The sequence below is a fragment of the Methylobacterium sp. J-001 genome (assembly GCF_022829565.1).
GTDB lineage: Bacteria > Pseudomonadota > Alphaproteobacteria > Rhizobiales > Beijerinckiaceae > Methylobacterium.
Window position 1 is genome coordinate 124487 of sequence record NZ_JAKSYN010000133.1, and the last position, 25731, is coordinate 150217.

A 25731-nucleotide genomic window follows, 5' to 3' on the forward strand; every position below is an offset into this window, starting at 1 on the left:
TAGCGGATGTGTCGTGGGAGACAATCCCACGGCGTGCGCATCCGCACGTCAGAGTGGCGAATTCCGGTTGACGTGGGAATTTTGCACACGTAACTCGGTTGCGTGGTCAAATTTCCCACGTCAATGACGGAGTCGAGGATGATGCGAGCCGATCTGTGCCGACCGCTGGCCGAAACCTGGCCGCCGCTGACGCTCCCCAAGACTCCGCTCTGCCGGTGCCGGCAGACCAGCCTTTTGCCGCGGATGAAGCGCATTCTGTGCGTGGTCGCAGCTCTCACACTGCCTGCCCTCGGCATCACCGTCGCGGACACGGTTCACCGGGCCGGTGAAACGCGAGAGTCGCAGGCCGCCAACCCAATTATCCCCTCAGACGGGGCTGCGGCACCCTCCGGCGGCGTCACGCCCGCCCGCGCCGCGCGGTCGAAGAAGATTGCCACGCTGGATCCGACGACAGTCGAGGCGCGGTCGTGAGCGTGATGATCCCGGCGGTGGACGATGGTACCCGGCAGGGGCCAACCTGCGGCGGCGCTCCGATCCTCGACCTTGCGCTTTGCCTGATCCTCTCGGTGACCGTTGTCGGCCTGCTGCTCCTCGCCCTGTGACAGGCACCTCGGTATGCCCGAACAGCCCGCGATGCCGCCCATGTGCCGAGTATTGATGTGCCGACCAACAAAATTCGCCGGGCCATTTGCCCGGCGCCGATTAAGATTGCTGACAGTCATCAATATTCGCGGTCATAGATCTTGACGATCTCGCCGCATTCGGTCGCAATGCAGGGCGTTCGGCTTCGCGACTCCGTCTGCCGGTCGGGATCTCCACGGCGCGCGGCTCAGGCAGTGGCCGGATGCCGCGTCGGTATGGCCACGCGGCGTCAGGAGGATCCCCAATGCAGGATCGGCCGTGAACGCTCCCAGGCTCAACCCCATCGCGGCGACGCTGCTCGCCCTCGGATTCGTCGTCGCCACGGCGACCGCGCAGGAGATCATGCTGCCCGGTCCATCCGGGCAGGGCGGCTTCCTGATTCACGGCAATTTCTGCGGGCCGGGGAACCGCGGCCCAGGCTATCCGCCGATCGACGCGCTGGACCGTGCCTGCGCGCACCACGATGCCTGCTGGCCCGATCCCGCCTCGGGCCGGATGCCGACCTGCGGTTGCAACCGGCGCCTCCAAGTCGAAGCGGGTGCGGTCGCCCGAAACCCGCACGCGCCGGCCGAGATCCGGCAGACGGCGCGGTTCATTTCCGACTTCGCCACAACGCTGCCCTGTGCGGAGGCCTCCGCACAGGTGCGCTGATTCGCGATGCCCCTAGGCGGCGTCGGCGGGGCTCGCCGCCGCCTTGGGGCCGCCCTTGGAGACACCGACCAGGGCCGGCCGCAGCACGCGCTCGCCGATGACGTAGCCGGTCTGCACGACCTGCACGACGGTGCCGGCCGGAACATCGGGGTTCGGCACCTCGAACATGGCCTGATGCCGGTTCGGATCGAACTTCTGGCCCTCCGGCTCGACCCGCTTCACCCCATGGCGCTCCAGCGTCTTGGCCAAGTCGCGCTCGGTCAGCTCGATGCCGTCGATCAACCCCTTGAAGGCGCCGTCTGCCGCCGCCTTCGCGTCAGCCGGGACGCTCTCGAGGGCCCGGTGGATGTTGTCGGCCACGTTGAGCACGTCGCGGGCGAAGTTCGTGACCGCGTAGGCGCGGGCATCCGCGATTTCCCGTTCCGTGCGGCGGCGCAGGTTCTCCATCTCGGCGAGCGTGCGCAGCGTCCGGTCCTTCAGCTCGTCGCGCTCGGCGGTCAGCAGGGCCAGGGCCTCGGCGACCGGATCGACGGATGTCGACTCGGGGCCCTTGCCGGGCGACGCGGTCTCCTGAGCCGCGCTGGCACCGGCTTCGACCGTGGTCTGGCGCTGGTCATCCTGGGACATGTCGTTGCTCGTCATCACGTTTCAGTCGTCGACAGGGATGGGTGAGGGGAATCGAATTCGGCGCTGATATCTGACCCGGAACGGCCGAAATCAACCCGCACGCTCATGCCTCACGCGGCGGCGGTGCGGCGACCAGGGCCTCAAGCCCCTCGGCCCTCAAGGCGGCCACGTCCCCGGCGAACACATCCAGCATCGCCTTGCGGATCGCCGCCTGCCGGTCGGGCTGCGTCACCCGGGTGCCTGTGAGGTCGGTGACGTAGAAGACGTCCACCGCGCGCTCGCCGAAGGTGGCGACATGCGCCGAGGTGATGTTGAGCGACAGCCGCCCGAAGGCCGTGGTCAGCTCGTAGAGCAGGCCGGGCCGGTCGAGGCCCGTCACCTCCACCACGGTCTCGCGGGAGGACAGGGCGTTGTCGATCCCGACATCCGGCGGCACCAGGAAGGTCTTGGCCCGGGCGCTGGTCGGCGGGTGCTTGTCGGCCACGAGGTCGGCGATGCGGATCTCGCCCTTCAGGGAGCGCTCGATCGCCGCCGTGATGCGCTTGCTCCGGCGCAATTCGTCCTCGTCGCGCTCGAAGGCCCGGGAGATGAAGATCGTGTCGAGGGCGAAGCCGTCCGTCGTCGTAAAGATCTGCGCGTCGACGATGTTGCTGCCCGCCGCCGCGCAGGCCCCCGTGATGATCGCGAGCAGGCGCGGGTGATCGGGCGAGTAGATCGTGATCTCGGTGACGCCGCGGACGGGATCGAGGGCTACGTCGGTGGCGCTGGTGCGGCCCTCGCTGAGCACATCGCGCAGGAAGACCGCGTTCTTGAGCTGCCGGTTGCTGTCGACCTTCAGCCAGTAGGCCTGGCCGTGGCGCGCCGCGTAGGCGTCGAACTCCTCCGACGCCCAACCGGGCAGCTGCTCGCGCAGGCTCATCTGGACGAGGCGTACCCGGTCGGTGCGGGCGATCTCGGAATGGCCGCCTGAGAGGAACACCTCGGTCTCGTCATAAAGGGTGCGGACCAGGGTGCCCTTCCAGGCGGTCCAGACGCCGGGGCCGACCGCGCTGATGTCGGCCACCGTCAGGATGGTCAGGAGCTTCAGCCGCTCCAGGCTTTGCACCACCGAGGCGAAGCGCTCGATCGTCTTGCCGTCTGACAGGTCGCGGCTCTGCGCGGTCATCGACATGAGAAGGTGATGCTCGACCAGCCAGGCTACGGTCTCCGTCTCGGCCTCGGTCAGGCCGAAGCGCGGGCAGAGACGCGCGGCGATCGCTGCCCCGGCGATCGAATGGTCCTCGGGGCGACCCTTGGCGATGTCGTGGAGCAGGATCGCCACGTAGAGCGCCGTGCGGTTGTGGACCGTGTGGATCAAGCGCGAGACCAGCGGGTAGGCCTCCTCGGCGCGGCCCGACTCGATGGCCGCCAGGATGCCGACGGTGCGCAGCAGGTGCTCGTCCACCGTGAAGTGGTGGTACATGTTGAACTGCATCATCGCGACGATGCGGCCGAAATCCGGGATGAAGCGGCCGAGCACGCCGGCCTCGTTCATCTCGCGCAAAGCCTCCTCGGGCGCGTTGCGCGAGGTCAGGATGTCGATGAACAGCCGGTTGGCTTCCGCGTCCGACCGCAGGGTCGGGGTGATGAGGCGGCGCGACCGGTTCGCCAGCCGCTTGGCATCCGGATGGATCGCCAGATTGTGCCGGTCGGCCAGCCAGAACAGGCGGATCAGGTTGACCGGGTCACGCTCGAACGCGTCCTCCGCGCGCAGGTTCACCCGGCCGTGGTCGATCCAAAAATCCTCCGCCTCGATGGCGGTGGCGCGGAACCGGTCGCGGAACCGGCCGATCCAGCGGTCGAGCACCGGCGTGCGCTTGGCGTGGCGTGCCTCCAGCTCGGCACACACGATGGCGGTGAGATCGCCGACATCCTTGGCGACGCGGAAATAGGCCTTCATGAAGCGCTCGACCCCGGACAGGCCGCCGCGCGCCTCGTAACCGAAGCGCTCGGCGATCCGCGGCTGCAGGCCGAAGGACAGACGCTCCTCCGACCGCTTGGTGACGAAGTGCATGTGGCAGCGGACCCGCCACAGGAACTCGTCGCAGCGCTCGAACAGCGTGTATTCCTCTTGCGTGAACAGTCCGGCGCCCACGAGCTCCATCTGATCGCGCACCCGGTAGGTGTACTTGGCGATCCAGAACAGCGTGTTCAGGTCGCGCAGGCCGCCCTTGCCGTCCTTGACGTTGGGCTCGACGAGGTAGCGCGAGGAGCCGGCTTTCGAGACCCGGGCGTCGCGCTCGCGCAGCTTCGCATCGACGAACTCGGCGGCGGAGCCGACCACCAGCTCCGCGTCGAAGCGCGTCACCAGCTCCTCGAACAGGACCCGTGTGCCGAACAGGTAGCGCGCCTCCAGAAGCGCGGTGCGGATCGTCATGTCCGCCTTCGCCTCGCGGAGGCATTCCTCCACGGAGCGGGTGGCGTGGCCGACCTTCAGCTTCAGGTCCCACAGGACGTAGAGCATCGCCTCGACGACGCTCTCCGACCACGCGGTCTGCTTGTAGGGCAGCAGGAACAGCAGATCGATGTCGGAACCCGGCGCCATCGTGCCTCGTCCGTAGCCGCCGGTGGCGACCACGGCGAGCTGCTCGCCAGTCGAGGGGTTGTCGTTGGGATAGAGCCGCCAGAGCACGGCGTCGTAGATCGCCCGAACCACGGCGTCGGTGAGCGCCGACAGCGTCTGGGCGCAGTGAAGCCCGTTGCGATCCCTGAGCAGCTGTGCCTCGGCGGCGCGGTGGCCCTCTTCGATGACCCGGCGCAGCTCGGGCACCAGGGCGGCGCGCAGCTTCGTCGGCTCGCGGGCTTCGCGGTCGAGATTTTCGAGAACCGTTTTGAGGGCGGGGACGGGATCGAACATGCCCCCCGTTAGCATGATATGCCTACGCCGCCAGCCGTGCGGTGATGCGCAGCGCACGGCCGCGCCGCGTCTCCCAAGACCGTGTCCCGTCCTGATTGCGGGCTGCCGCAGCGCGAGCGAGGGCCATCGCTACTCCGCCGCCGGCAGGTTCAGGGCCAGCAGACGTCCGGTGCGCGGGCGGGCGGCCGTGCCAGGGAGCGAGCCTTCGGCCCGCCGCCTCGCATCGGCGATCGCCGCGTGGACGCCGTCCACCGCCAGGATCAGCGCGCTCACCGTCCGGGAGTCGATGCTGCGTTCCCGGGCGTAACAGACGACGTCAGAGACGAGCCCATCGGTCTCGATCGCGATGTCATCGAGCTCGGCCGCGCTGGTGGCGGCCCGCACCTCACGCATGATGTCGAGCAGGCGGTCGAGGACGATGTCGATGCGCTCCCGGCGCTTCCGGGCCAGCCGCTGACCGATCCAGGCGACGCCGGAACCGATCGTGCCGCCGAAGAAGGCGAGCAGGTAGATGTAATCCTCGTAGCGATCGAGGAAGGTCTGTTGCTCGCGCTCGAAATAGTCGACGGCGCCGGGGTGGTTCGGCAAGCGTGCTGACGTTGCCGCGACCGTGGTGTCGAAATCCGGCGCCTTCATCAGCTTCGCGGCCGGCGCTGCGGCGGCGAGCCGCGAGCGCCACTCGAACAGGTGCTGCGTCGCCGAGGCGATGGCGACCCGGCTGACGCCGCCCCGGGCCATCAGGCGGTAGGAGGCGCCGACGGTGCGGACCTCCTCATCCGGACGCTTCGGGCGGCCCCCAAAGGTCCCGGCCGGGATCGTCACCGCCTGCAATTCGGGGAAGCGCTGCAGGATCGCGTCCCCGTCCGGGATCGACACGAACCCGATCTTGCGGTCGGGCGAGCCCAACTCGATGGCGCGCACGACGGCCCCCGTGATCTTCGAGGCGGGGCTCGCTATCACCGCAACCGCGTCGACGCGTTTTTCCGCAAGCGCCGCCGTGACCTCGCCGATCTTCAACGGCACCACCTGCACGTGGCCCGCAGCGATCTCGGTCTCGGCCGCATGGTCGCCCTCTGCCGGATCCGCGACCGGGGGACTGTCCGGCAGGAGGTCGTAGAAGGAGAGCAGGTTCGTCAGGAACGGCAGGTCGGCGCCGTGGCGTACGACAATGCCGAGCCGCTTGCGTGCGAGCGCCGGCACGTCGTCGATGTCGGCTCCTTCGGGCGCCGCGATCACCAGGGCCTCGTCGTGCAGGATCGCCAGCGTCAGGCCGTTCTCGGGCAGGAACACGTCCGGACGCACCACCGCGAGGTCGGCGCGGTTTCGCTGAAGCGCCAAGGCGCTGTCGCGCACGTCGCCGTAGCGCACGACCTTGAGGCGGACATCCTCCCGGCTTCGGTCGAGGGCGTTGGCATAGGCCTCGATCAGCGCGGCTTCGGCCCCGTCCTGTGGTCCGACCGCCACCGTGAGGGTGGTCGGGCGCGACAGATAGACGATGCCGGCCGCGACGGCGGCCAGCCCGAGGGCGACCAGAACGAGGAGCCACTCGCGACGCATCAGGATCGTCGCCGCGGCGCGCAGGCGTCGCCGCCACGGGCCGTGGGTGAGATCGGGCGAAGGACTTTGCTCCGGACCATGGCCGAGCCTGTCGCGTTGCGCGCGTTCCATCCCCAAATCATGGAACGCAAACCTGTCGAGATCGTGAAGAACCGGTGAAACCACCAAACGTTGCAGAGCCCGGATCAGCAGCCCGGGATGCGAGAAAAGACCGCGATGCGGAGCGGCGGCCGCCGGGTCCAGTCAGCCCGGCATGGCTGCAGCGGGTCGCGCTCTACTATCTGGAACGCTACAGCGCCTCGACCGAGATGCTGCGCCGGACCCTGGCACGGCGGGTCGACAAGCGGGCGCGGCTGCGGGGCGAGGATCCCTCCGCTTTCGCCGACATGATCGCCGCCACTGTGGCGCGGGCGGTCTCGGCTGGGCTCGTCGACGATGCCCGCTTTGCCGATGCCCGACTTGCCACGCTGCGCCGGCGCGGCACGTCGAGCCGGGGTGCTGCGGCGAAGCTCGCCGCCAAGGGAGTACCCCGCGACGTGGTCGAGGCCACGATGCGGGCCGAGCGCGAGGCGATCCCCGAAGCGGAAGCCGCCGATATCGAGCTGCAGGCGGCCCGCGCCTATGCCAAGCGGCGACGCCTCGGCACGCATCGCCGGTCCGACACGCGGGCGCTCCACCGCGACCGTGACCTCGGAGCCCTGGCCCGGGCCGGCTTTTCCTACGACCTCGCCCGCCGCGTGGTCGATGCGGACCCCGACGAGATGGAATAAAGCATCGCAGCAGAGCTATCGGCGGGGTGCGGCATCGCGGACGGGGGCCGGGCGCGGGGCGGCCTTGCCTCTTTAGGCCTCTCGTTCATTGTCTGTTCGATGGATGAGACCCTGGCTAAGAAACTGCGCATCCTCGCGGATGCCGCCAAGTACGACGCGTCCTGCGCCTCCTCGGCAGCGCCGAAGCGCGCGGCCGGCAAGGACGGGTTGGGCTCCACCACCGGGGCCGGCATCTGCCACGCCTATACGCCGGACGGGCGCTGCGTCTCGCTGCTGAAGATCCTGCTGACCAACTGGTGCCTGTTCGATTGCGCCTATTGCATCAACCGGCGCTCCTCGAACGTCCGACGGGCGAAGTTCACCGTTGAGGAGGTCGTGAACCTCACGCTGAATTTCTACCGGCGCAACTATATCGAGGGCCTGTTCCTGTCGTCCGGCATCATCAAATCGCCGGACCACACGATGGAGCTTCTGACCCGGGTGGCGAAGTCGCTTCGGCGCGACCATGGATTTGCCGGCTATATCCATCTGAAGTCGATCCCGGAGGCGAGCCCCTGGCTGATCGAGGAGGCGGGTCTCTATGCCGACCGGCTCTCGATCAACGTCGAGCTGCCGACCGAGGCGAGTCTGGAGCGGCTGGCCCCCGAAAAGGATGGCGCCGCCATTCAGAACGCGATGGCGCAGATCGGCGAGCGCATCGTCGAGGCCAAGGCCGAGAAGCGGCGCTTCTCGCCGGCCGGGCATTCGACCCAGGTGATCGTCGGGGCCGACGCCACCACCGACGAGGCGCTGATCCGCAAGAGTGCGCATCTCTACGGCAGCGTCGGCCTGAAGCGGGTCTATTACTCGGCTTTCAGCCCGATCCCGGACGGGTCGGCGATCCTGCCACCGAAGCCGCCGCCGCTCCAGCGGGAGCACCGTCTGTACCAGGCCGACTGGCTGCTGCGGTATTACGAATTCACCCCGGATGAGGTCGCCGACGCCTCCGAAGGGGGCATGCTCGCCCTCGATATCGACCCGAAGCTCGCCTGGGCGCTCAAGCACCGCGAGAAGTTTCCCGTGGACGTGAACAAGGCGGACCGGGAGTGGCTCCTGCGCGTACCGGGCCTCGGGGCCAAGGCCGTCGACAAGATCATCAAGGCGCGCCGCCATGCGACCCTGCGCCTCGAAGACGTCGCTCGGCTGTCGTCCGGGCTGAAGCGCGCCCGCCCGTTCCTGATCGCAGCCGACCATCGCCCGGTCGGGCTCACCGACCGCCTCGACCTGCGCGAACGCCTCGTCGAGCCGGTCCGGCAGCTGAGCCTGTTTTGATGAGCGGCCTCCGTGCATTCCCTCCCCCCTCTGCGGGGGAGGGTGGCCCGCGAAGCGGGTCGGGAGAGGGGAGCGACGGTGCCGTGCAGAGCGCGACGGGAGATTTATCCACCAACGTCGCGCTGCCCCTCTTCCGACCCTCGCTGACGCGAGGCCCACCCTCCCCCGCAGAGGGGGGAGGGGATGCGCGCCGACTGCAGAGTATTCTTCTGCGTCCGGGCGCCGATCTCGCGGGCTTCCGCGATGCCGCGCGCCGGCTCGTCGCGCAGGGTGTCCCGCCCGAGGCGGTGACGTGGTCGGTGACGGATTCGCCCGGCCTGTTCGGCGCCGAGTCGGTTGAGGCTGCAAGCGCGCCGCTCGCCCTTCCCAAAGCGGTCGCCAGCCTGATCCCCCAGGTGATCCCGCATCGCGATCCCGAGCGCTACGGCCTGCTCTACGCCCTGATCTGGCGGGTCTGCCACGGCGAGCGGCATCTGATGGAGGTGGGCAGCGATCCCCTGGTCCACCGCCTGCACCGGATGGCGAAGGCAATCGGGCGCGACCTGCACAAGATGCACGCCTTCCTGCGCTTCCGCCGCGCCGAGGATTCGGGCGGCGAGCATTTCGTCGCGTGGTTCGAGCCCGACCACCACATCCTGGAGGCGGCTGCGCCGTTTTTCGTCGCGCGCTTCCGCGGCATGCGCTGGTCGATCCTGACCCCCGACGGGTCGGCGCATTGGGATACCGACACCCTGACCTACGGGCCGCCGGGAGACCGGGCGGCTTTGCCCGAGGGCGACGGCTTCGAGGCCGGCTGGCAGACCTATTACGAGAGCACCTTCAACCCGGCCCGTACCAACCTAAAGGCCATGCGGGCGGAGATGCCCAAAAAATACTGGCGCAACATGCCCGAGACCGCCGCGATCCCCGCCCTCATCCGGGCGGCGGCCGGACGGACCGAAGCCATGATCGAGAGAGAGCCGACCTTGCCCACACGCCGCGAACCCGCCCGCGCCGTCGCAGCCATGGCCGACCAGGACCCGAAGACCCTCGACGCGTTGAACGCGATCATCAAGCGGACCGAGCCGCTGGTGCCGGGCGCCACGCAGGCGGTCCTCGGCGAAGGGCCGGTCGGTGCCACCATCGCCTTCGTCGGCGAGCAACCGGGCGACCAGGAAGACCGGCAGGGCCGGCCTTTCGTGGGGCCCGCGGGCCAGCTGCTCTCGCGGGCCATGGCGGAAGCCGGGGTCGATCGCGGCGCGAGCTACCTCACGAACGCGGTGAAGCATTTCAAGTTCGAGGAGCGGGGCAAGCGTCGCATCCACCAGAAGCCCACGGCCGGCGAAGTCAGCCACTATCGCTGGTGGCTCGACCGGGAGCTCGACTTCGTGGCCCCGAAACTCGTGGTCGCGCTAGGCGCCACAGCGGTGCTGGCGCTGACCGGCAAGGCGGTCCCGATCACCCGGGCGCGCGGCCCGTTCCGGTTCGACCGGCTCGACAACCGCTTCCAGGGCTTCATCACCGTCCACCCGTCCTACCTGCTGCGCCTGCCCGACGAGGCGAAGGCGGAGGCCTACGCGGCCTTCGTGGACGACCTGCGCCGGGTGGCGGAGATCGGGCGCGAACTGGCTGCCTGATCGGCATCCGGTTGAGAGCTGCGCGCTCTCTTTTTGGCGCTGGCGGGGTGTTCAGTGCGGGAGCGTTCCGAATTAGCGTGATCGAATGGACAGTCAGGCCGCCATTGCGATCTTGCGCGCCAACGAGGCCGAACTGCGCCGCCGCGGCGTCCGGCATGCGGCCCTGTTCGGCTCCGTTGCCCGCGGCGAAGCCCGGGCCGACAGCGATCTCGACGTGATGATCGAGATCGACGCCCCTGTGGTGGGCGGCGTCTACGGGTATGTCGGGCTGTGCCGCTTCATCGGCGACCTGTTCCCGATCTGCGTCGATGTCGCCAATCGCACGAGCTTGAAGGACCGGATCCGGGTGCGGGCCGAGCGCGCTGCCCTTATCGCTTTCTGAGCGCGACCGCGCCGCCTGCTCGGATATCGTCGCCAACCCGCAGCGGGCCGTCGCCTTCGTGGCTGGGTTCACGTTTCCAACCTTCGCGGCTGACGAACGGACCCACTATGCCGTCGTGCGCTGCCTGGAGATCATCTCGGAAGCGAGCCGCCGTCTGAGCGCTGCCGCGAATGCCCGACTCCCGATGTGCCGTGGCGACTGATCGCGGGGGCGGGCAACGTCTACCGGCACGGCTACGACAGCGTGACCCTGGACATCGTCTGGCTCACCGTCCACGACGAATTGCCCGTTCTCGTCGCGGCCTGCCGTGCCGAGGTCGACCGCGTGCCCGAGCCCTGATCGCCCCGAGACGCCTGCGCCCATGACCGTCGAGACCGCCGCTGCAAGTCCCAAGAAGGTCGGCCCGGGCGATCAGGTGATCCTGGTCGACGGCTCCTCGTTCATCTTCCGGGCCTATTTCCAGTCGATCAACCAGGACCAGAAGTACAATTCGCGTCCCTCGGACGGGCTGCCCACCGGCGCCGTGCGGCTGTTCTGCACGAAGATCGCCCAGTTCATCCAGGAGGGCGCGGCCGGCATCATGCCGACCCATCTCGGCATCATCTTCGACAAGTCCGAGGGCTCGTTCCGCAAGGAGATGTTCCCGGACTACAAGGGCCATCGCCCCGACGCGCCGGACGACCTCAAGCGCCAGATGCCACTGATGCGCGATGCCGTGCGGGCCTTCGGCCTGCACGCGGTGGAGCTGGTGCGCTACGAGGCTGACGACCTGATCGCCACCTACACGCGGCAGGCGGAGGCAAGGGGCGCGGGCGTCATCATCGTCTCGTCCGACAAGGACCTGATGCAGCTCGTCGGGCCGCTTGTGCGGTTCTACGACTTCGAATCCGGCGCCAAGGGCAAGGCCGGCTACCGGCCCGAGCGCAATCTCGATGTCGAGGCGATCATCGCCAAGTGGGAGGGGCTGCAGCCCAACCAGATCGGCGACGCGTTGGCGCTGATCGGAGACACCTCCGACAACGTCCCCGGCGTGCCCGGCATCGGCCTGAAGACCGCCGCGGCGCTCATCAAGGAGTTCGGCAGCCTCGAGGCGCTGCTGGAGCGGGCCGGCGAGATCAAGCAGCCCAAGCGCCGGGAGACCCTGCTGGCCAATGTCGAGCAGGCCAAGCTGTCGCGCAAGCTGGTGGCCCTGGTGGAGGACGTGCCGGTCCCGGTCGACCTGGATGACCTGCGCGTCCCCGAGCCCGACCCGCAGAAGCTCGTCGGCTTCCTCAAGGCGATGGAGTTCAACACCCTGACGCGCCGCATCGCCCAGATGCTGCATGTCGACCCCGAGGCGGTGAAGCCGGATCCATTGCTGCTGCCGGGCGCGAAGTCCCAAGGCGCCGGCGGCAGCGACGCGGTGCCGTTCTTCGGCGATTCCGTGCCGCCGGACCCGGAGACCGCGGCGGCGGGGGCCGAGCGGCCGCCGGGCGCCGCCCCGCCCGAGGGGGGCGAGGTCGATCCCTTCGCCGATCTCGACCTGCCGGACGCGCCGGCCAAGCCCCGGGCGCCGATCGAGGCGACGCCGGGCAACGTGGTGGCCGCCCGGGCCGCGGAAGCTGTCGCGCCGTTCGATACGGCCGCTTACGAGACCGTCGCGTCCCTGGAGCAGCTCGACGCCTGGATCGCCGAGGCCGAGGAGGCCGGTGTGGTCGCAGTCGATACCGAGACCGACGCGCTCGACGCCCACAAGGCCGGGCTCGTCGGCGTCTCCCTGGCCACCGCCACCGGCCGGGCCTGCTACATCCCGCTGGCCCATATCCAGGCCGCGAAGGTGCAGGCCGATTCCACCGACCTGTTCGGCGAGGGCGCGGCGGCCTCCGATGTGGCCGAGCCGGTGCCCGGCCAGATCCCGCTCAAGGACGCCATCGCCCGGCTGAAGCCGCTCCTGGAGAATCCGGGGGTGCTGAAGGTCGGCCAGAACCTGAAATACGATTGGGTCGTGCTCGCCCGCTACGGCATCGAGATCGCGCCGTTCGACGACACGATGCTGATTTCCTACGTGCTCGATGCCGGCAAGGGCGGCCACGGCATGGACGAACTGGCCCGGCGCCATCTCGGCCACCAGCCGATCACGTTCTCTGACGTGGCCGGCACCGGCCGCAACAAGGTCAGCTTCGACCGGGTGGCGATCGACAAGGCCACGGCCTACGCGGCCGAGGATGCGGACGTGACCCTGCGCCTGTGGCGGATGATGAAGCCGCGCCTCGTCGCCGAGCATCGGGTCGCCGTCTATGAGACCCTGGAGCGGCCGCTCCTGCCGGTGATCGCCCGCATGGAGCAGCGCGGCATCCGGGTCGACCGCGAAATGCTGAGCCGGCTCTCGGGCGATTTCTCGCAGATCCTGGTCCGCCTGGAGGAGGAGATCCAGGAGGATGCCGGCGAGAAATTTTCGGTGGGCTCGCCTAAGCAGATCGGCGACATTCTGTTCGGGAAGATGGGCCTGCCGGGGGCGAAGAAGACGCCCTCCGGCCAGTGGGCGACGCCCGCGACCCTGCTCGAAGAACTGGCCCAGGCCGGGCATGAACTGCCGAAAAAGATCCTGGAGTGGCGCCAGCTCTCGAAGCTGAAATCCACCTACACGGATTCACTCCAGACCCATGCCGACCGGGAGACCGCCCGGGTCCACACCTCGTTCTCGTTGGCGGCGACGACCACGGGGCGCCTGTCCTCGTCCGAGCCGAACCTGCAAAACATCCCGATCCGCACCGAGGAGGGGCGTCGCATCCGGCGCGCCTTCGTGGCTGCGCCGGGCAACCGGCTGATCTCGGCGGATTACTCGCAGATCGAGTTGCGGCTGCTGGCCCACATGGCCGACATCCCGGAGCTGCGCAAAGCGTTCGAGGACGGGATCGACATCCACGCGGCGACCGCCTCGGCGATGTTCGGCGTGCCGCTCAAGGACATGACGCCCGATCTGCGGCGCCGGGCCAAGACGATCAATTTCGGCATCATCTACGGCATCTCGGCCTTTGGTCTGGCCGACCGGCTCGGTATCGGCCGGGAAGAGGCCTCGGCGTTCATCAAGCAGTATTTCGAGCAGTTCCCGGGCATCCGCGACTACATCGACACCACCAAGAAGATCTGCCGGGACAAGGGCTACGTCACGACCCTGTTCGGCCGGGTCTGCCACTACCCGCAGATCCGCTCCAACAACCCCTCCGAGCGCGCCAGCGTCGAGCGACAGGCGATCAACGCCCCGATCCAGGGCTCGGCCGCCGACATCATCCGCCGGGCCATGACCCGGATCGAGGGGGCGCTCACCGCCAAGAAGCTCAAGGTCAGCATGCTGCTGCAGGTCCACGACGAGCTGGTCTTCGAGGCCGCCGAGGACGAGGTCGACCGGGCGATCCCGATCATCCGCGGCGTGATGGAGGAGGCGCCGGCGCCGGCTCTGACGCTCCGGGTGCCGCTGGTGGTGGAGGCCAACGCGGCGGGGAATTGGCAGGAGGCGCACTGACGGCGTCCGTTGGCCTACGCCCGGCCGTCTGACTGCCGTCCTGCGACGGCGATGGCGGTGACGCCCGGGATCGCAGGACATCGCTGATGAAGGCGTCCTTGGCGGCGCGATAGAGCGTCATCGGGTGATCGTGGTGAGCGCGCTTCAGGGTATTGTAGCGGTCCACCAGTTCGGGATCGGCGCGCAGGTTCGCAGCGAAACGGTGGAAAACATCGATGGGGCCGTCTTTGACGGTCAGCTGGATCCCGAGATGCGGCGTCCGGCCGGCATCCTCGAACGCCGCGAAGCTATCGGTGCGGACTGACCCCTCGTTGCGTGTGAAGCGTGCCGCGAGGCAACGTTCAGCCGCAGCGAAATCCGCGCCCTCGACCCGCACGACGATATCGAGATCCCCCTTGGTCAAGCAGCCCGGTATGGCTGTGGCGCCGACGTGCAGGATTTCCGCCGCGGGCGGCAGGATCGGCATGAGTGCGCGCCGGACCACCGCGAATAATTGGTCCGCAGCCGCGTGGGCCGCGTCATTGTCTTCGGTCAGATGGAAGTGCTGAGCGTGGATCATGTCCGTCAATCTTCAATTTACGCCTAGCAGCCTTGGAAGTACGGTCGAAGACGGTCATACGCGGCATCACCCATGATGCAGATCACCATCACCCCGTGACCGATCCCCTGGCCTTCCTCTCCGGCGGCGGCGAGGCCGCGCGCATGATCCGCGCGCGCGACTGGTCCGGCCACCCCCTCGGCCCGCCCCAAACCTGGCCGCCGGAGTTCCGCTCCGCCCTGTCGCTGGTGCTCAACTCGCCGGAATCGATGATCCTGGCCTGGGGGCCGGATCTCCATTTCTTCTTCAACGACACGTACTTCCCCCTGCTCGGGCCGCGGCTGCCCTGGGCCATGGGCGCGCGGTTCGACGAGGTCTGGGCCGATGGCTGGGCGCAGGCCAAGCCGATCATCGAGGCCGCCATGGACGGCCGTCCCGAACGGTTCATCGACCTGCCGTGGCGGCTCGATACCGACCGGGGCGCGCAGGACACGTGGTGGACTTTCTCGTATTCGCGGGTGCTCGACGCGGACGGCAAGGTCGCCGGCCTGTTCATCCTGACCAACGAGACCACCGGCCGGGTGCTGGCCGATGCCGCCCTCACGGAGAGCCAGGCCCGGCTGGAGACCGCGCTGACGGAGCTGCGCGACCTCAACGCTTCCCTGGCCCGGCAGGTCGAGGAGCGCACCGCCGACCGCAACGCCCTGTGGACGCTCTCCTCGGACATGATGCTGCGCTGCCTGTTCGACGGGACGATGACCGCCGTGAACCCGGCCTGGACGGAGGTGCTGGGCTGGCGTGCCGATGAACTCGTCGGCACCAACCTGATCAGCTTCGTCCATCCCGATGATCTCGACCGCACCATCGAGGGGGCCAAGCTGCTGGCACAGGGGCACAGCCACACGCGGTTCGACAACCGCTACCGCCACCGGGACGGCAGCTACCGCTGGATCACCTGGGCGGCTCGGCCCGGGGAGGGTGTCATCAACGCGGTGGGGCGCGACTTCACCGCCGAGCGCGAGCGCGCCGACGCCCTGGCGGCCGCCGAGGAGGCCCTGCGCCAGTCGCAGAAGATGGAGGCCGTCGGCCAGCTCACGGGCGGCATCGCCCACGACTTCAACAACCTGCTCGCCGGCATCTCGGGCTCGCTGGAGCTGATCCAGACCCGGCTGGCCCAGGGCCGGGTCATGGATGTCGACCGCTACATCAACGCCGCCCAGGGCGCCTCGAAGCGCGCCGCCGCGCTGACCCATCGTCTGCTCGCCTTCTCCCGCCGGCAGACCCTCGACCCGAAACCCACCGACGTGAACCGGCTGGTGGCCGGCCTGGAGGAGTTGATCCGGCGCACGGTCGGCCCCGCCGTGACGGTCGAGGTGGCGGCCGCGCCGGACCTGTGGCCGGCCCTGGTCGACCCACCGCAACTCGAGAACGCCCTGCTCAATCTGTGCATCAACGCCCGGGATGCGATGCCCGAGGGCGGCCGAATCACGATCGAGACCGCCAACACCCGGCTCGACGCGCGTGAAGCCCGGCGCAAGGACATGCCGGCGGGGCAGTATCTCGTGCTGCGCGTTACCGATACCGGTACCGGCATGGCGCCGGAGATCGTCGGCAAGGTGTTCGAGCCGTTCTTCACCACGAAGCCGATCGGCCAGGGCACCGGCCTCGGCCTGTCGATGATCTACGGCTTCGCCCAGCAATCGGGCGGCCAGGTCCGGATCCTCTCCGAGGTCGGCCGGGGGACCACCGTTTGCCTCTACCTGCCCCGCCACCGCGGCAGCGCGGTCGAGGAGGATCCGCACACCGCGGTCGGGGCGCCGGCCCGGGCGGCACCGGGGGAGACCGTGCTGGTGGTCGACGACGAGCCGACCGTGCGCATGCTGGTCACCGAGGTGCTGGAGGATCTGGGCTACACGGCGATCGAGGCGGCCGACAGCGTCGCCGGCCTCAAGGTGCTGCAATCCGACGTGCGCATCGATCTGCTGGTGAGCGATGTCGGGCTGCCCGGCGGCATGAACGGACGCCAGATGGCCGAGGCTGGCCGGGCCACGCGCCCCGGCCTCAAGGTGCTCTTCATCACTGGCTACGCCGAGAACGCGGTGCTCGGCAACGGCCAGCTCGACCCCGGCATGCAGGTGATCACTAAGCCGTTCGTCGTCGAGGTGCTGGGCGCGCGCATCCGCGAGATGATCGGGACGGCTTGACCGCGCGGCCGGTCCGGGCCTGAACAGAGCGAAAGACACCAACCGGGAGGACAGGATGCGGGCGCTGCTGTGCACAAAGCTCGACGGGCCGGAGCATCTGGAGATCGTGGAAATCCCCGATCCGGTGCCGGGCCCCGGGCAGGCCCTGGTGCGGATCCGGCTCGCCGCCCTGAACTTCTTCGACACGCTGATCGTGGCCGGGCGCTACCAGGTGAAGCCGCCGCTGCCGTTCTCACCGGGGGGCGAGGGCGTCGGCGTGGTCGAGGCGCTGGGGGAGGGGGCCTCGGGTGTCGCCGTGGGCGACCGAGTCATCGTCCATGCCGGCCATGGCTGCTGCGCCGAGCTGATCGCCATCGACGCGGCGAAGCTCGCACCGGTGCCGGAAGCCGTGCCGGACGCGCAGGCCGCAGGGCTCACCATCACGTACGGCACCTCGCTGCACGCGCTGGCCAACCGCGCGCGTATCCAGCCGGGCGAGTGGCTCGCGGTGCTGGGCGCCTCCGGGGGCGTCGGCCTCGCCGCGGTGGAACTCGGCCGGCTGATGGGGGCCCGGGTGATCGCCTGCGCCTCCTCGGAGGAGAAACTGGCGGTCGCTCGCGCCCACGGCGCCGAAGCCACCCTGGTCTACGACCCCGCGACCCTGAAGGACGAGTTGCGCCGGATCAGCGGCGGCGGCGTCGACGTGGTCTACGATGCGGTCGGCGGCGACTACGCCGAGCCGGCCCTGCGGGCCCTGGCCTGGCGCGGCCGCTACCTCGTCATCGGCTTCGCGGCCGGCGGCATCCCGCGCCTGCCGCTCAACCTGATGCTCCTGAAGGAGCTGGACGTGCAGGGCGTCCACTGGGGCGCCTTTCTGGAGCGCGAGCCGGAGGCGCACCGGGCCGACCAGCGCCGGCTGCTGGCCTGGGTCGCCGAGGGCAAGCTCACCGCGCAGGTCCACGGCACCTATTCGCTCGCCGATTTCCCGGAGGCGTTCGGCCTGCTGACCCGCAGGGCGGCGGTGGGCAAGGTGCTGCTTCAGCCGTGATCCGGCAGGCCGCCCTCGAGAATGCTTCTGCGACTGCCAACCGGGTAGAGGCGCTGAGCGGCTTCGCGCGGCGCCTCAGAGCAGGCCGCGCTCCTTGGCCAGGCCGATGAGGTCGGCTTGGGGGCGTGCGCCGATATGCTGGATCACCTCGGCGGCCGCGAGGGTACCGAGGCGGGCGCTGGCGACGTTGTCGAGGCCGCGGGCATGGCCGGCGAGGAACCCGGCGGCGAACAGGTCGCCGGCGCCGGTCGTGTCCAGCACTTCGCGCACCGGGCTCGCCTCGACGGACCGGACCTCGCCGCCCTGCACCACCAGGGCGCCCTCCGACGAGCGGGTCACCAGGCCGAGCAGATGCCGGCCGCGGGCGTTGCGCTCGTCGCGCAGGGCGGCCACGGCAGCCTCGGGATCGTCGGTCTGGTAGAGGCTCTGGAGCTCGCCGATATTGGCGAACAGGATATCGATGCTGCCGTCGCGCACCAGCCCCAGGAATTCGTCCCGGTAGCGGCCGACGCAGAACGCGTCCGACAGGGTCAGCGCCACCGCGTTGCCGGCCTGATGGGCGATCTGGACCGCCTTGCGGAACGCGTCCTTGGCGGCGGGCGGGTCCCACAGGTAGCCTTCGAGGTAGACCACCCGGGCCGAGGTGACGAGCGCCCGGTCCACGTCCTCGGGCTTCAGCCCCTGGCAGGCGCCGAGATAGGTGCTCATCGTGCGCTCGCCGTCCGGGGTCACCAGCACGAAGCAGCGGGCCGTGGCCGGCCCCTCGCTCGCCGGCGGCACCGTGAAGCCGACGCCCGTGGCCTTGAGGTCGTGGCCGAACAGGCCGCCGAGTTCGTCGTTCCGGACCTTGCCGATGAAGCCGGTCTGGGCGCCGAGCAGGGCCGCGCCCACCGCGGTGTTGGCCCCCGAGCCGCCCGAGACGATCGTGGCCGGGCCCATCGCGGCGAACAAAGCCTCCGCCCGCTCCTCGTCGATCAGCTGCATCGCGCCCTTGGTGACGGCCTGGGCAGCGAGGAAAGCGTCGTCCGTGCGGGCGATCACGTCGACGATGGCGTTGCCGAGCACGAGGAGATCGAGGGGTGTGGTCATCCGGGCGTCCTGATTCGCGTTTGCGCCGCTGTGACATCCGCCTCGGATCGGATCAAGCCGCGGGCTCTGCGGGGGGCGGGAGATCGGCGAACAGCTCGGCCACGGACAGGCTCATTCTGGGCGGGGTCAGGTCGAGTGTGCGCTCGGTGTGACCATGAGCGGAGGCTAACACGATTCGACCGCGCGCGGAGCGCGTCTCACCCCGCGATCTTCTCCAGAGCCACGTCGCGGGTACGCGGTCCGAGAAGCCCGACCAGCGACCCGGCCGCCAGCATCGCCGCGGAGATGAACAGGAACACGCCCGGCGTGCCGGCCTCGCGCAGCACGAAGGCGATGACGAACCCCGTGAAGATCGCCGAGAAGCGGCTCCACGAATAGACGAAGCCGACTGCGCGGGCCCGGATTCCGGTGGGGAACAGCTCGGCCTGATAGGCGTGGAAGCTGTAGGACATCACGTTGGAGGCGAGCGTCAGGCCGATCCCGAGCGCGACGATCACCGACACGTCCCGGGTCTGCGCGAAGGCCAGCCCGCAGGCGATGTAGACCAGCGCGGCGGCGACGATGACATGCTTGCGCTCGAACCGGTCGGCGATGGCGAGCCCGATCAGCGGTCCCACTGGGGCTGCCAGCGCGATCAGCGCCGTGTAGGCGAGGCTCGACGTGATGGTGATGCCCTGGGCCACCAGAAGGGTCGGAACCCAGTTAGCGAACCCGTAGAAGCCGACCGTCTGGAACACGTTGAAGCCCGCCATCATCAGCGCCCGGCGCCGATAGGGCGGCACCCAGAGATCGCCGAACGCGCCCCGCCTCTGGATTGGCTCCGGTGCCGCGGGCGTCGGCAGGGGGCGGCCGTACTCGGCGGCGACTTGGCCCTCGAGGCGCCGCAGGACCGCGTCGGCCTCCGCGAGCCGCCCGCGCTCGACCAGCCAGCGCGGACTCTCCGGCAGGCCGGCGCGCAGCCACCAGACCCCGATCGCCGCAACGGCGCCGATCAGCACCACCCAGCGCCAGCCGTCGATCCCCAGCGGCGCCGTCGGGATCAGCAGGTAGGACAGGAAGGCCACCACCGGCACGGCGGTGAAGCCGATGCCCTGGCACAAGGCGAAGGCGCGGCCGCGGATCCCCTTCGGCACCAATTCCGAGAGGTAGCTGCCGATGGTCACCATCTCGAGGCCGAGGCCGATCCCGGCGATCAGCCGCCAGAGGTTCAGCCCGAACGCCTCGGTCTGGCAGGCCATCACGACGTTGGCGGCCGTGTAGGACAGGAGCGACCACGTGAAGATCGCCCGGCGGCCGAACCGGTCGGCGAGCCAGCCGCAGACCAGGGTGCCGATGAACAGCCCGGTGAACAGGGCCGCCACGAAGCTCGCCACGCCGCTGGCCCCGAACAGCCCGGGGGTCGTCGGCGTGAGGATCCCAGCCTTCACGAGGCCGGGGGCGACGTACCCGGTGAACAGCAGGTCGTAGAGTTCGAAGAAGAAGCCGAGGCCGAGCAGAGCCACGAAGCGCCAGACCGTGCGCGTCGGCGGCAGCCGGTCGAGGCGGGCCAGGATGGCGCCGGGATCAAGAACACTACCCGACGTGTGCGCCGTTGTACTCGTCGTCATGTGCTGGGTCCTGCCTCAGGTGCCGCAGCACCACGCTGGCGCAGTGCCCAGGAAGGCGACGCTGCGCAAGGTAGTTGGTCAGGCCCCGAACACCGACCAGCCCATGCGCTGGGTCAGGCGCTCCAATGCGACGCGGCCGAGATGGGAATTGCCCGCGGCGTCGAGGCCCGGCGACCAGACCGCGATCGAGGCCTTGCCCGGCGCCACCGCCAGGATGCTGCCGCCGACGCCGCTCTTGCCCGGCAGGCCGACCCGGTAGGCGAACTCGCCCGAGCCGTCATAGTGGCCGCAGGTCAGCATGATCGCGTTGATGCGGCGCGCCCGCTCGGCCGAGACGACGTTGTGCCCGGTCGAGGGGTTGCGGCCGTTATGGGCCAGGAACCGGCCCGCCATGGCCAGCTGCCGGCAGGTCATCGCGATGGCGCAGTGGTGGAAGTAGACGCCGAGCGTGTAGTCCACCGGGTTCTCGATGACGCCGAAGGACTTCATGTAGTTGGCGAGTGCGGTGTTGCGGAAACCCGTGCGTTTCTCCGAGGCTGCCACGCGCTCGTCGATGGTGATGGTCGGGTCCTGGGCCAGGAAGTGCATGAACCGCAGGATCTCGCCCAGCGCCTCCCGGGGCTCGTGGCCGGAGAGGATCACGTCGGTCACCGCGATGGCGCCGGCGTTGATGAACGGGTTGCGCGGCACCCCGCGCTCGCGCTCCAGCTGCACGATGGAATTGAACGGGTTGCCCGATGGCTCCCGCCCGACCCGCTTCCACAGCCGGTCGCCGACCATGCCGAGCGCCAGGGTGAGCGTGAACACCTTCGACACGCTCTGGATCGAGAACGGCGTGTCGCTGCTGCCGCCGGTCGTAACCCGGCCTTCGGCATCGATCACCGCGATGCCGAACTGGTTCGGGTCCACGTGGGCGAGTTCGGGGATGTAGTCGGCCACCGCCCCCCGGTCGGAGCGTTGCGCCATCTCCTCCGAGATCTCCCGGACGACGCTGTCGAGGTCGGGCACGGCCGGCTTACCCGGGCGCCTCGCTCAGGCGGCAGCCAGGGACATCGACATCGATTCCTTCTTCATCAGCTCGCGGAAGAAGCCGTCGAGATGGGTCAGGTTGTCGGGCGAGCCATCCTGAATGATCCGGCCGCCTTCCAGCACCACGATCCGATCGAAATCCTGGAGCGTAGAGAGACGGTGGGCAATCGCGATGACGGTGCGGCCCTTCATCAGGTTCGCCAGAGCCTGACGGATCGCCTGCTCGGATTCCGCGTCGAGCGCCGACGTCGCCTCGTCGAGCAGCAGGATCGGCGAGTTCTTCAGGATGGCACGGGCGATGGCGATGCGCTGGCGCTGGCCGCCCGAGAGCTTGACGCCGCGGTCGCCCACCATGGTGTCGAAGCCCTCCGGCAGAGCTTGGATGAACTCGGTGCAGCGCGCTGCCTCGGCCGCCTGCCAGACCTCCTCGTCGGTGGCCTCCGGCCGTCCGTAGCGGATGTTCTCACGCAAGCTGCGGTGGAACATCGACACGTCCTGCGGGACGACCGTGATCGCCTCGCGCAGGGATTCCTGGGTCACCCGCTCGATGGTCTGGCCGTTGATGCGGATCTCGCCGCTCTTCACGTCGTAGAAGCGCTGCAGCAGCGAGAACAGGGTCGACTTGCCGCCGCCCGACTTGCCGACGAGGCCGACCTTCTGGCCAGGCTCGAGCACCAGGTCGAAATCGGTGAAGACCGGGCGCCCGTCCGGATAGTTGAAGGCGACATGGTTGAACTCGATCTTCGCGCCCTGGCCGGTGAGGGGCTTCGCCTCCGGATGGTCGACGAGGTCGTGGGGCTGGAGCAGGGTGTGCAGGGCTTCGGCGAGGCGGGCGGTGTGCTGGGTCGCGTCGACCAGGGCCACTGCGAGGTCTCGGGTGGCTGCCAGGATGCGGATGCCCAGCGTGCAGACCAGCACCACCTGGCCATTGGTCGCCTGCCCGGCCTCCCACATCTGGATTGCCCAGTAGAGCAAGCCGAACACCGCCAGCACGGTGAGCACCGCGTGCACGATACGCAGCTTCTCGAGATAGAGCAGCGACGAGCGCCGGGCACGCATCTCGGTGGCGATGGTGCCTTCGAAGCGCTGGCCCTCGCGCTTGAAGCCCGAGAAGGCGCGCACGAGCGACATGTTGCCGACGAGGTCGACCATCTCGCCGTCCACCGAAGCGGCCTTCGCGGCGAAATCGTGGTGCAGCGGCTTGCCGGCCGCGGCCATCTTGAACATCAGCACGACCACGGCAGCGAACACGCCCGCCAGGATCGCCGCCATGGTGGTGTTGACGGTGGCGATGTAGGCGATCGACCCGAAGGCCGCGACGGTGGGCGGCATCACGTTGAACACGAACATGTTCTCGACCGTGAAGATCGCGTTCGAGGTCGCGGTGATGCGCGAGGCCAGGGTGCCGGGCTGCCGGTCGGAGAAGAAGGTCGGGGAATGGCCGGTCATGTGCCGGAACAGGTCCCGGCGGATGTCGCCGGTGACGCCCACGAAGGTGAAGGCCCCGGTCAGCGCCGCCACGCGCCAGAGCATGTTGTCGGCCGCGATGAAGCCGATCAGGACGGCGAGCGCCCCCCAGACAACGGTGTTGCCCGGGCCTGGACCCTTGGTCAGCGCGTCGACCACGCCCTTGAGGGCATAGTCGGTCGAGACCGAGAACCCGACCGCGCCGAGCACGGAAATCAGGATCACCAGGTGGGGCACCCAGCGGCGCCGGAGGTATCGCCCGACGAAGGCGAAGGGCCTCTCAGCGTATTGGTGCAGCTCTTCCATCGCGGTGACCATTCCGTATTCACGCGGCACTGGCTGGTGCGGGCTGAGGCGGAGTGCAACGCGGGCGCAGTCGGACCCGCAGCGGCAACGCGACAGCGTTGCCATATGTTGCACCGGCCCGCACCTCCCGCGCGCTTTTATCTGTCAAACCTGAACGCCGCTTGAGCGGCGCGGATACACGCAAGCGAATCTGGTGCCGCGGCTCACGCATCCTCCGCGGGCTGGCGCGTCTCGGGCATGATCAGCGCCACCAGCATGAAGGCCGCGAAGCCCATAAGGGCGAGCCCCAGGAAAGCGCTGTGGCTGCCCAGACGATCCGCCATGATCCCGGCGAGCGATGTGGAAAGGGCGGCACCCACGCCCATCGCGGTGCCGACCGCCCCGAGCGCCAGGTTGAAACGCCCCGTCCCCCGGGTGAGATCCGAGACCACGAGCGGAACCATCACGCCGAGCACCGAGGCGGAGATTCCGTCCAGCACCTGGATGGCGACGAGGCCATAAGGGTTGGTCGTATAGGCGAGCATCAGGCCACGCACGGGCAGGGCACCGAAGCCGAGGAGCAGCACCGGGTAGCGGCCGAAGCGTTCTGCGGCCCGCCCGACCGCGGGGGCGCTCACCGCGAGCACGGCCTGCGGGACCATGATGCAGGCGGCGATCAGGGCGGTGGCGGTCTCGCTCGCCCGCAAAGTCAGGACGCTGCCCACGAGTGGCAGCATGGCGGCGTTAGCAAGGAAGAACAGCACCATGCAGGCCGAGAAGCACAGGAGCCCGCGATTGGTCAGCAGCGCCCGGATCCCGTCCTTCCCCGAGGTGCGCGGTGATTGGGCGGGGGCCGGTTCCCTGAACACGTTGGCATCGATTTCCTCGGCGCGGATCCGCGTCAGCGCGATGATCGTCGGCACCACCAGGGCCGCCGTGAGATAGAACACGGCCCCGTTCGACAGATAGTAGCCGATGGCGCCCATGCCGGCGGCGCCGAGCGCGTTGCCGACTGCCGCGAAGCTCGCGTTGCGGCCGAGGCGCTCGCCCGCCCGGGCGCGGCCAACCAGCCCGATGCTGATCGCTGCAATCGCCGGTGTCAGCACGCAGCTCGCCCCCGAATGGACGGCCATCGCGAGTAGAACCACCGGGAAGCTCGGCCAAACCGCCAGCGCGAAGGCGCTGCCCGAGATGCCGATCACCGCAACCGCGGCCGCAAAGCGCTTCGAGCGCACCACATCGACGAAGCCACCGCCCGGCACCTGCCCCAGAAGGGCGACGAGACTCCCCACGGTCAGGGCGAAGCCAATATCGGACTGTGTCCACTTCGCTTGCGAGAAGTAGACGGCCAGGAACGGCCCAAACCCGGTTTGCAGGTTGGCCACGAAGAACGCGAAGGCGTCGAGGCCGTGGCGGCTCACCGCCGATACCGTTCGGTCCAAAGGCGCGACCTCCGCGGCGGCCCGAGCCGGCTCGCGCGCGGCCTCGGCCGACGGATCCTTCAGGCGGACGGGTCGCGACCGCGGATCCTGTCGGGACACCTCGCGCTCGCGGGGCGAAACGGCGGGTCTTGCCTTCGATCGGGCCACCGTCACTTATCCGGAGCCTTTTCCGGAGGGGTGGCGGGGAGCGGGGTGGCCGGCGCGGGATTGGCAGCTCCCGTCGCGGTAGGGAGGGGCATCGGAGCGGCGGCGGGTGCGGGCGCAGCAGGGGGGGCGGCCGGCGTTGCCGCGGTCGTCGCCTGGTCGGCCTCGGGCGTGGCGGCGGCGGGACTGGCCGGGCCCAGCACGACGATCGGCTCGCCGGCTTTGTATTCGGGTGACACGCGGACCTGGTTGCGGCTCAGCGCGACAGACAGCTTGCGCTCCTTGTTGCCGTCGGGGGTGAAGCGCAGGGCCCGCCAGTCCACGGCAATCTTACGGGTGCCCACGCCCAGGAAACCGCCGAAATCGATGATCGCCGCCCGGGGATGCCCATCCTTGTCGATGATGATGTCGATCACCCGGCCCAACTCGTCGCCGCCGGCGCTGCGTACGCTGCGACCGAGCAGGCTCTCGTAATCCTGGGTGTCGAGGACGGTAGCCGGGGTCCCCTGCTGCTGCGCAACCGTCGGGGCGCCCGGCGTCGCGGTCGTGGATGGCGCCGGCATGGGCGCCGGTACCGGGGGCGCCGTCACCGAGGGCGCACTCGGCGTCGCCTGAGCGTTGGGCGCGCTTTGCACGGGCGGGCTCGGCGGCGGCGTCTGTCCGGATGTGCCATCGCCCCCATGGGCCGGGGCCTGCGCCGCCACGCCCGATGCCCACAGGGCGAGCGTCACGGCCGCGATCATCCGGTTGGTTCTGAACACGCTACGTCCTCTAAGGAAGAGCCGGGCCGAGCCGGCGGGCCGGCAGCACCTGGACCGGATCGGCCAGATTCGGGCCCGCCGCCGGCGAGACCCCGCCTGCGAACGCCACCCTGCCGCCGGACCTGGGCGAAGTTATGGATCGTCGCAGGCAGTCCGCAAGTTCCACGCCGCTGTGGTGGGGGCG

22 protein-coding genes are annotated in these 25731 nt (G+C 69.3%); 12 read left to right on the top strand and 10 right to left on the bottom strand.

The window, feature by feature from the left end; genetic code table 11:
- Window positions 1-138: 138 nt before the first annotated feature.
- The 3 genes from MKK65_RS15805 (at window position 139) to MKK65_RS15810 (ending at window position 1293) form a co-directional block, all read left to right on the top strand.
- Window positions 139-471 carry a hypothetical protein gene (locus MKK65_RS15805; protein WP_243958785.1) on the top strand — a complete coding sequence of 111 codons (333 nt, stop codon included), beginning with the start codon at window positions 139-141 and terminating at the stop codon, window positions 469-471.
- Window positions 468-602 (top strand): hypothetical protein, encoded by a 135-nt coding sequence (locus MKK65_RS31225; RefSeq protein WP_279596745.1) that lies wholly within the window; start codon window positions 468-470, stop codon window positions 600-602. The genes MKK65_RS15805 and MKK65_RS31225 overlap by 4 nt, the downstream gene beginning before the upstream one ends.
- A 298-nt stretch (window positions 603-900) precedes the next feature.
- On the top strand, window positions 901-1293 hold the full coding sequence (locus MKK65_RS15810; RefSeq protein ID WP_152997538.1) for a hypothetical protein: 393 nt from the start codon (window positions 901-903) through the stop codon (window positions 1291-1293).
- A gap of 12 nt (window positions 1294-1305) precedes the next feature.
- Here the strand turns inward: MKK65_RS15810 and grpE are convergent, their stop codons facing one another.
- The 3 genes from grpE to MKK65_RS15825 form a co-directional block, all read right to left on the bottom strand.
- The gene (gene grpE, locus MKK65_RS15815) at window positions 1306-1920 is read right to left on the bottom strand and encodes a nucleotide exchange factor GrpE (RefSeq protein WP_243958787.1); all 615 of its coding nucleotides are present in this window, start codon (window positions 1918-1920) and stop codon (window positions 1306-1308) included.
- A gap of 103 nt (window positions 1921-2023) precedes the next feature.
- The gene (locus MKK65_RS15820; protein ID WP_243958789.1) at window positions 2024-4816 is read right to left on the bottom strand and encodes a [protein-PII] uridylyltransferase; all 2793 of its coding nucleotides are present in this window, start codon (window positions 4814-4816) and stop codon (window positions 2024-2026) included.
- Between the two features lie 129 nt (window positions 4817-4945).
- Entirely contained in the window at window positions 4946-6373 is a 1428-nt protein-coding gene (locus MKK65_RS15825; protein WP_243958879.1) for a TAXI family TRAP transporter solute-binding subunit, read from the bottom strand.
- A gap of 155 nt (window positions 6374-6528) precedes the next feature.
- Between MKK65_RS15825 and MKK65_RS15830 the strand changes: the two genes are divergently transcribed.
- From MKK65_RS15830 to polA, 7 genes are all read left to right on the top strand, one after another.
- A complete protein-coding gene (locus tag MKK65_RS15830) occupies window positions 6529-7143 on the top strand; it encodes a RecX family transcriptional regulator (protein WP_243958791.1) in 615 nt (204 codons plus the stop codon).
- Window positions 7144-7242: 99 nt separating this feature from the next.
- Complete coding sequence (locus tag MKK65_RS15835) at window positions 7243-8454, top strand: putative DNA modification/repair radical SAM protein (RefSeq protein WP_243958793.1); 1212 nt, start codon at window positions 7243-7245, stop codon at window positions 8452-8454.
- A 194-nt stretch (window positions 8455-8648) separates the two neighbouring features.
- Window positions 8649-10070, top strand: a complete 1422-nt coding sequence (locus MKK65_RS15840) for a UdgX family uracil-DNA binding protein (protein WP_409565437.1) — start codon at window positions 8649-8651, stop codon at window positions 10068-10070.
- Window positions 10071-10155: 85 nt separating this feature from the next.
- Window positions 10156-10452: a nucleotidyltransferase family protein gene (locus MKK65_RS15845; protein ID WP_243958796.1), complete on the top strand. Its 297-nt coding sequence runs from the start codon at window positions 10156-10158 to the stop codon at window positions 10450-10452.
- Window positions 10453-10510: 58 nt separating this feature from the next.
- A complete protein-coding gene (locus tag MKK65_RS31560) occupies window positions 10511-10654 on the top strand; it encodes a HepT-like ribonuclease domain-containing protein (RefSeq protein ID WP_409565434.1) in 144 nt (47 codons plus the stop codon).
- Window positions 10639-10791 (top strand): DUF86 domain-containing protein, encoded by a 153-nt coding sequence (locus MKK65_RS15850; RefSeq protein ID WP_243958798.1) that lies wholly within the window; start codon window positions 10639-10641, stop codon window positions 10789-10791. Before MKK65_RS31560 ends, MKK65_RS15850 begins: the two co-directional genes overlap by 16 nt.
- A gap of 22 nt (window positions 10792-10813) precedes the next feature.
- Window positions 10814-13954 carry a DNA polymerase I gene (gene polA / locus MKK65_RS15855; protein ID WP_243958800.1) on the top strand — a complete coding sequence of 1047 codons (3141 nt, stop codon included), beginning with the start codon at window positions 10814-10816 and terminating at the stop codon, window positions 13952-13954.
- Here the strand turns inward: polA and MKK65_RS15860 are convergent.
- Window positions 13851-14513, bottom strand: a complete 663-nt coding sequence (locus MKK65_RS15860; protein ID WP_058193060.1) for a GrpB family protein — start codon at window positions 14511-14513, stop codon at window positions 13851-13853. The two genes, polA and MKK65_RS15860, sit on opposite strands and share 104 nt — an antisense overlap.
- Before the next feature lie 95 nt (window positions 14514-14608).
- Here MKK65_RS15860 and MKK65_RS15865 point away from each other — a divergent pair, with 95 nt between their 5' ends.
- On the top strand, window positions 14609-16696 hold the full coding sequence (locus tag MKK65_RS15865) for a PAS domain-containing sensor histidine kinase (protein ID WP_243958802.1): 2088 nt from the start codon (window positions 14609-14611) through the stop codon (window positions 16694-16696).
- 55 nt (window positions 16697-16751) lie between these two features.
- Window positions 16752-17723, top strand: coding sequence for an NADPH:quinone oxidoreductase family protein (locus MKK65_RS15870; protein WP_243958804.1), 972 nt, complete (start codon window positions 16752-16754; stop codon window positions 17721-17723).
- A 75-nt stretch (window positions 17724-17798) separates the two neighbouring features.
- Here MKK65_RS15870 and MKK65_RS15875 read toward each other — a convergent pair whose 3' ends face one another.
- The 6 genes from MKK65_RS15875 to MKK65_RS15900 form a co-directional block, all read right to left on the bottom strand.
- Window positions 17799-18812, bottom strand: a complete 1014-nt coding sequence (locus MKK65_RS15875) for an adenosine kinase (protein WP_243958806.1) — start codon at window positions 18810-18812, stop codon at window positions 17799-17801.
- 197 nt (window positions 18813-19009) lie between these two features.
- Window positions 19010-20419 carry an MFS transporter gene (locus MKK65_RS15880; protein WP_243958808.1) on the bottom strand — a complete coding sequence of 470 codons (1410 nt, stop codon included), beginning with the start codon at window positions 20417-20419 and terminating at the stop codon, window positions 19010-19012.
- A 78-nt stretch (window positions 20420-20497) separates the two neighbouring features.
- Window positions 20498-21427, bottom strand: coding sequence for a glutaminase (locus tag MKK65_RS15885; RefSeq protein ID WP_243958809.1), 930 nt, complete (start codon window positions 21425-21427; stop codon window positions 20498-20500).
- A 24-nt stretch (window positions 21428-21451) separates the two neighbouring features.
- Complete coding sequence (locus tag MKK65_RS15890) at window positions 21452-23221, bottom strand: ABC transporter ATP-binding protein (protein WP_243958811.1); 1770 nt, start codon at window positions 23219-23221, stop codon at window positions 21452-21454.
- Window positions 23222-23424: 203 nt separating this feature from the next.
- Window positions 23425-24795: an MFS transporter gene (locus MKK65_RS15895; RefSeq protein WP_243958813.1), complete on the bottom strand. Its 1371-nt coding sequence runs from the start codon at window positions 24793-24795 to the stop codon at window positions 23425-23427.
- Window positions 24792-25529, bottom strand: coding sequence for a PRC-barrel domain-containing protein (locus MKK65_RS15900; RefSeq protein ID WP_243958883.1), 738 nt, complete (start codon window positions 25527-25529; stop codon window positions 24792-24794). The genes MKK65_RS15895 and MKK65_RS15900 overlap by 4 nt, the downstream gene beginning before the upstream one ends.
- Window positions 25530-25731 lie beyond the last annotated feature (202 nt).

Coding starts and splice junctions, on each gene's coding strand:
- MKK65_RS15805 (WP_243958785.1), top strand. CDS start 139: ATGATGCGAGCCGATCTGTGCCGACCGCTGGCCGAAACCTGGCCGCCG.
- grpE (WP_243958787.1), bottom strand. CDS start 1,920: ATGTCCCAGGATGACCAGCGCCAGACCACGGTCGAAGCCGGTGCCAGC.
- MKK65_RS15820 (WP_243958789.1), bottom strand. CDS start 4,816: ATGTTCGATCCCGTCCCCGCCCTCAAAACGGTTCTCGAAAATCTCGAC.
- MKK65_RS15825 (WP_243958879.1), bottom strand. CDS start 6,373: ATGCGTCGCGAGTGGCTCCTCGTTCTGGTCGCCCTCGGGCTGGCCGCC.
- MKK65_RS15835 (WP_243958793.1), top strand. CDS start 7,243: ATGGATGAGACCCTGGCTAAGAAACTGCGCATCCTCGCGGATGCCGCC.
- MKK65_RS15845 (WP_243958796.1), top strand. CDS start 10,156: ATGGACAGTCAGGCCGCCATTGCGATCTTGCGCGCCAACGAGGCCGAA.
- polA (WP_243958800.1), top strand. CDS start 10,814: ATGACCGTCGAGACCGCCGCTGCAAGTCCCAAGAAGGTCGGCCCGGGC.
- MKK65_RS15860 (WP_058193060.1), bottom strand. CDS start 14,513: ATGATCCACGCTCAGCACTTCCATCTGACCGAAGACAATGACGCGGCC.
- MKK65_RS15870 (WP_243958804.1), top strand. CDS start 16,752: ATGCGGGCGCTGCTGTGCACAAAGCTCGACGGGCCGGAGCATCTGGAG.
- MKK65_RS15875 (WP_243958806.1), bottom strand. CDS start 18,812: ATGACCACACCCCTCGATCTCCTCGTGCTCGGCAACGCCATCGTCGAC.
- MKK65_RS15880 (WP_243958808.1), bottom strand. CDS start 20,419: ATGACGACGAGTACAACGGCGCACACGTCGGGTAGTGTTCTTGATCCC.
- MKK65_RS15890 (WP_243958811.1), bottom strand. CDS start 23,221: ATGGAAGAGCTGCACCAATACGCTGAGAGGCCCTTCGCCTTCGTCGGG.
- MKK65_RS15900 (WP_243958883.1), bottom strand. CDS start 25,529: ATGATCGCGGCCGTGACGCTCGCCCTGTGGGCATCGGGCGTGGCGGCG.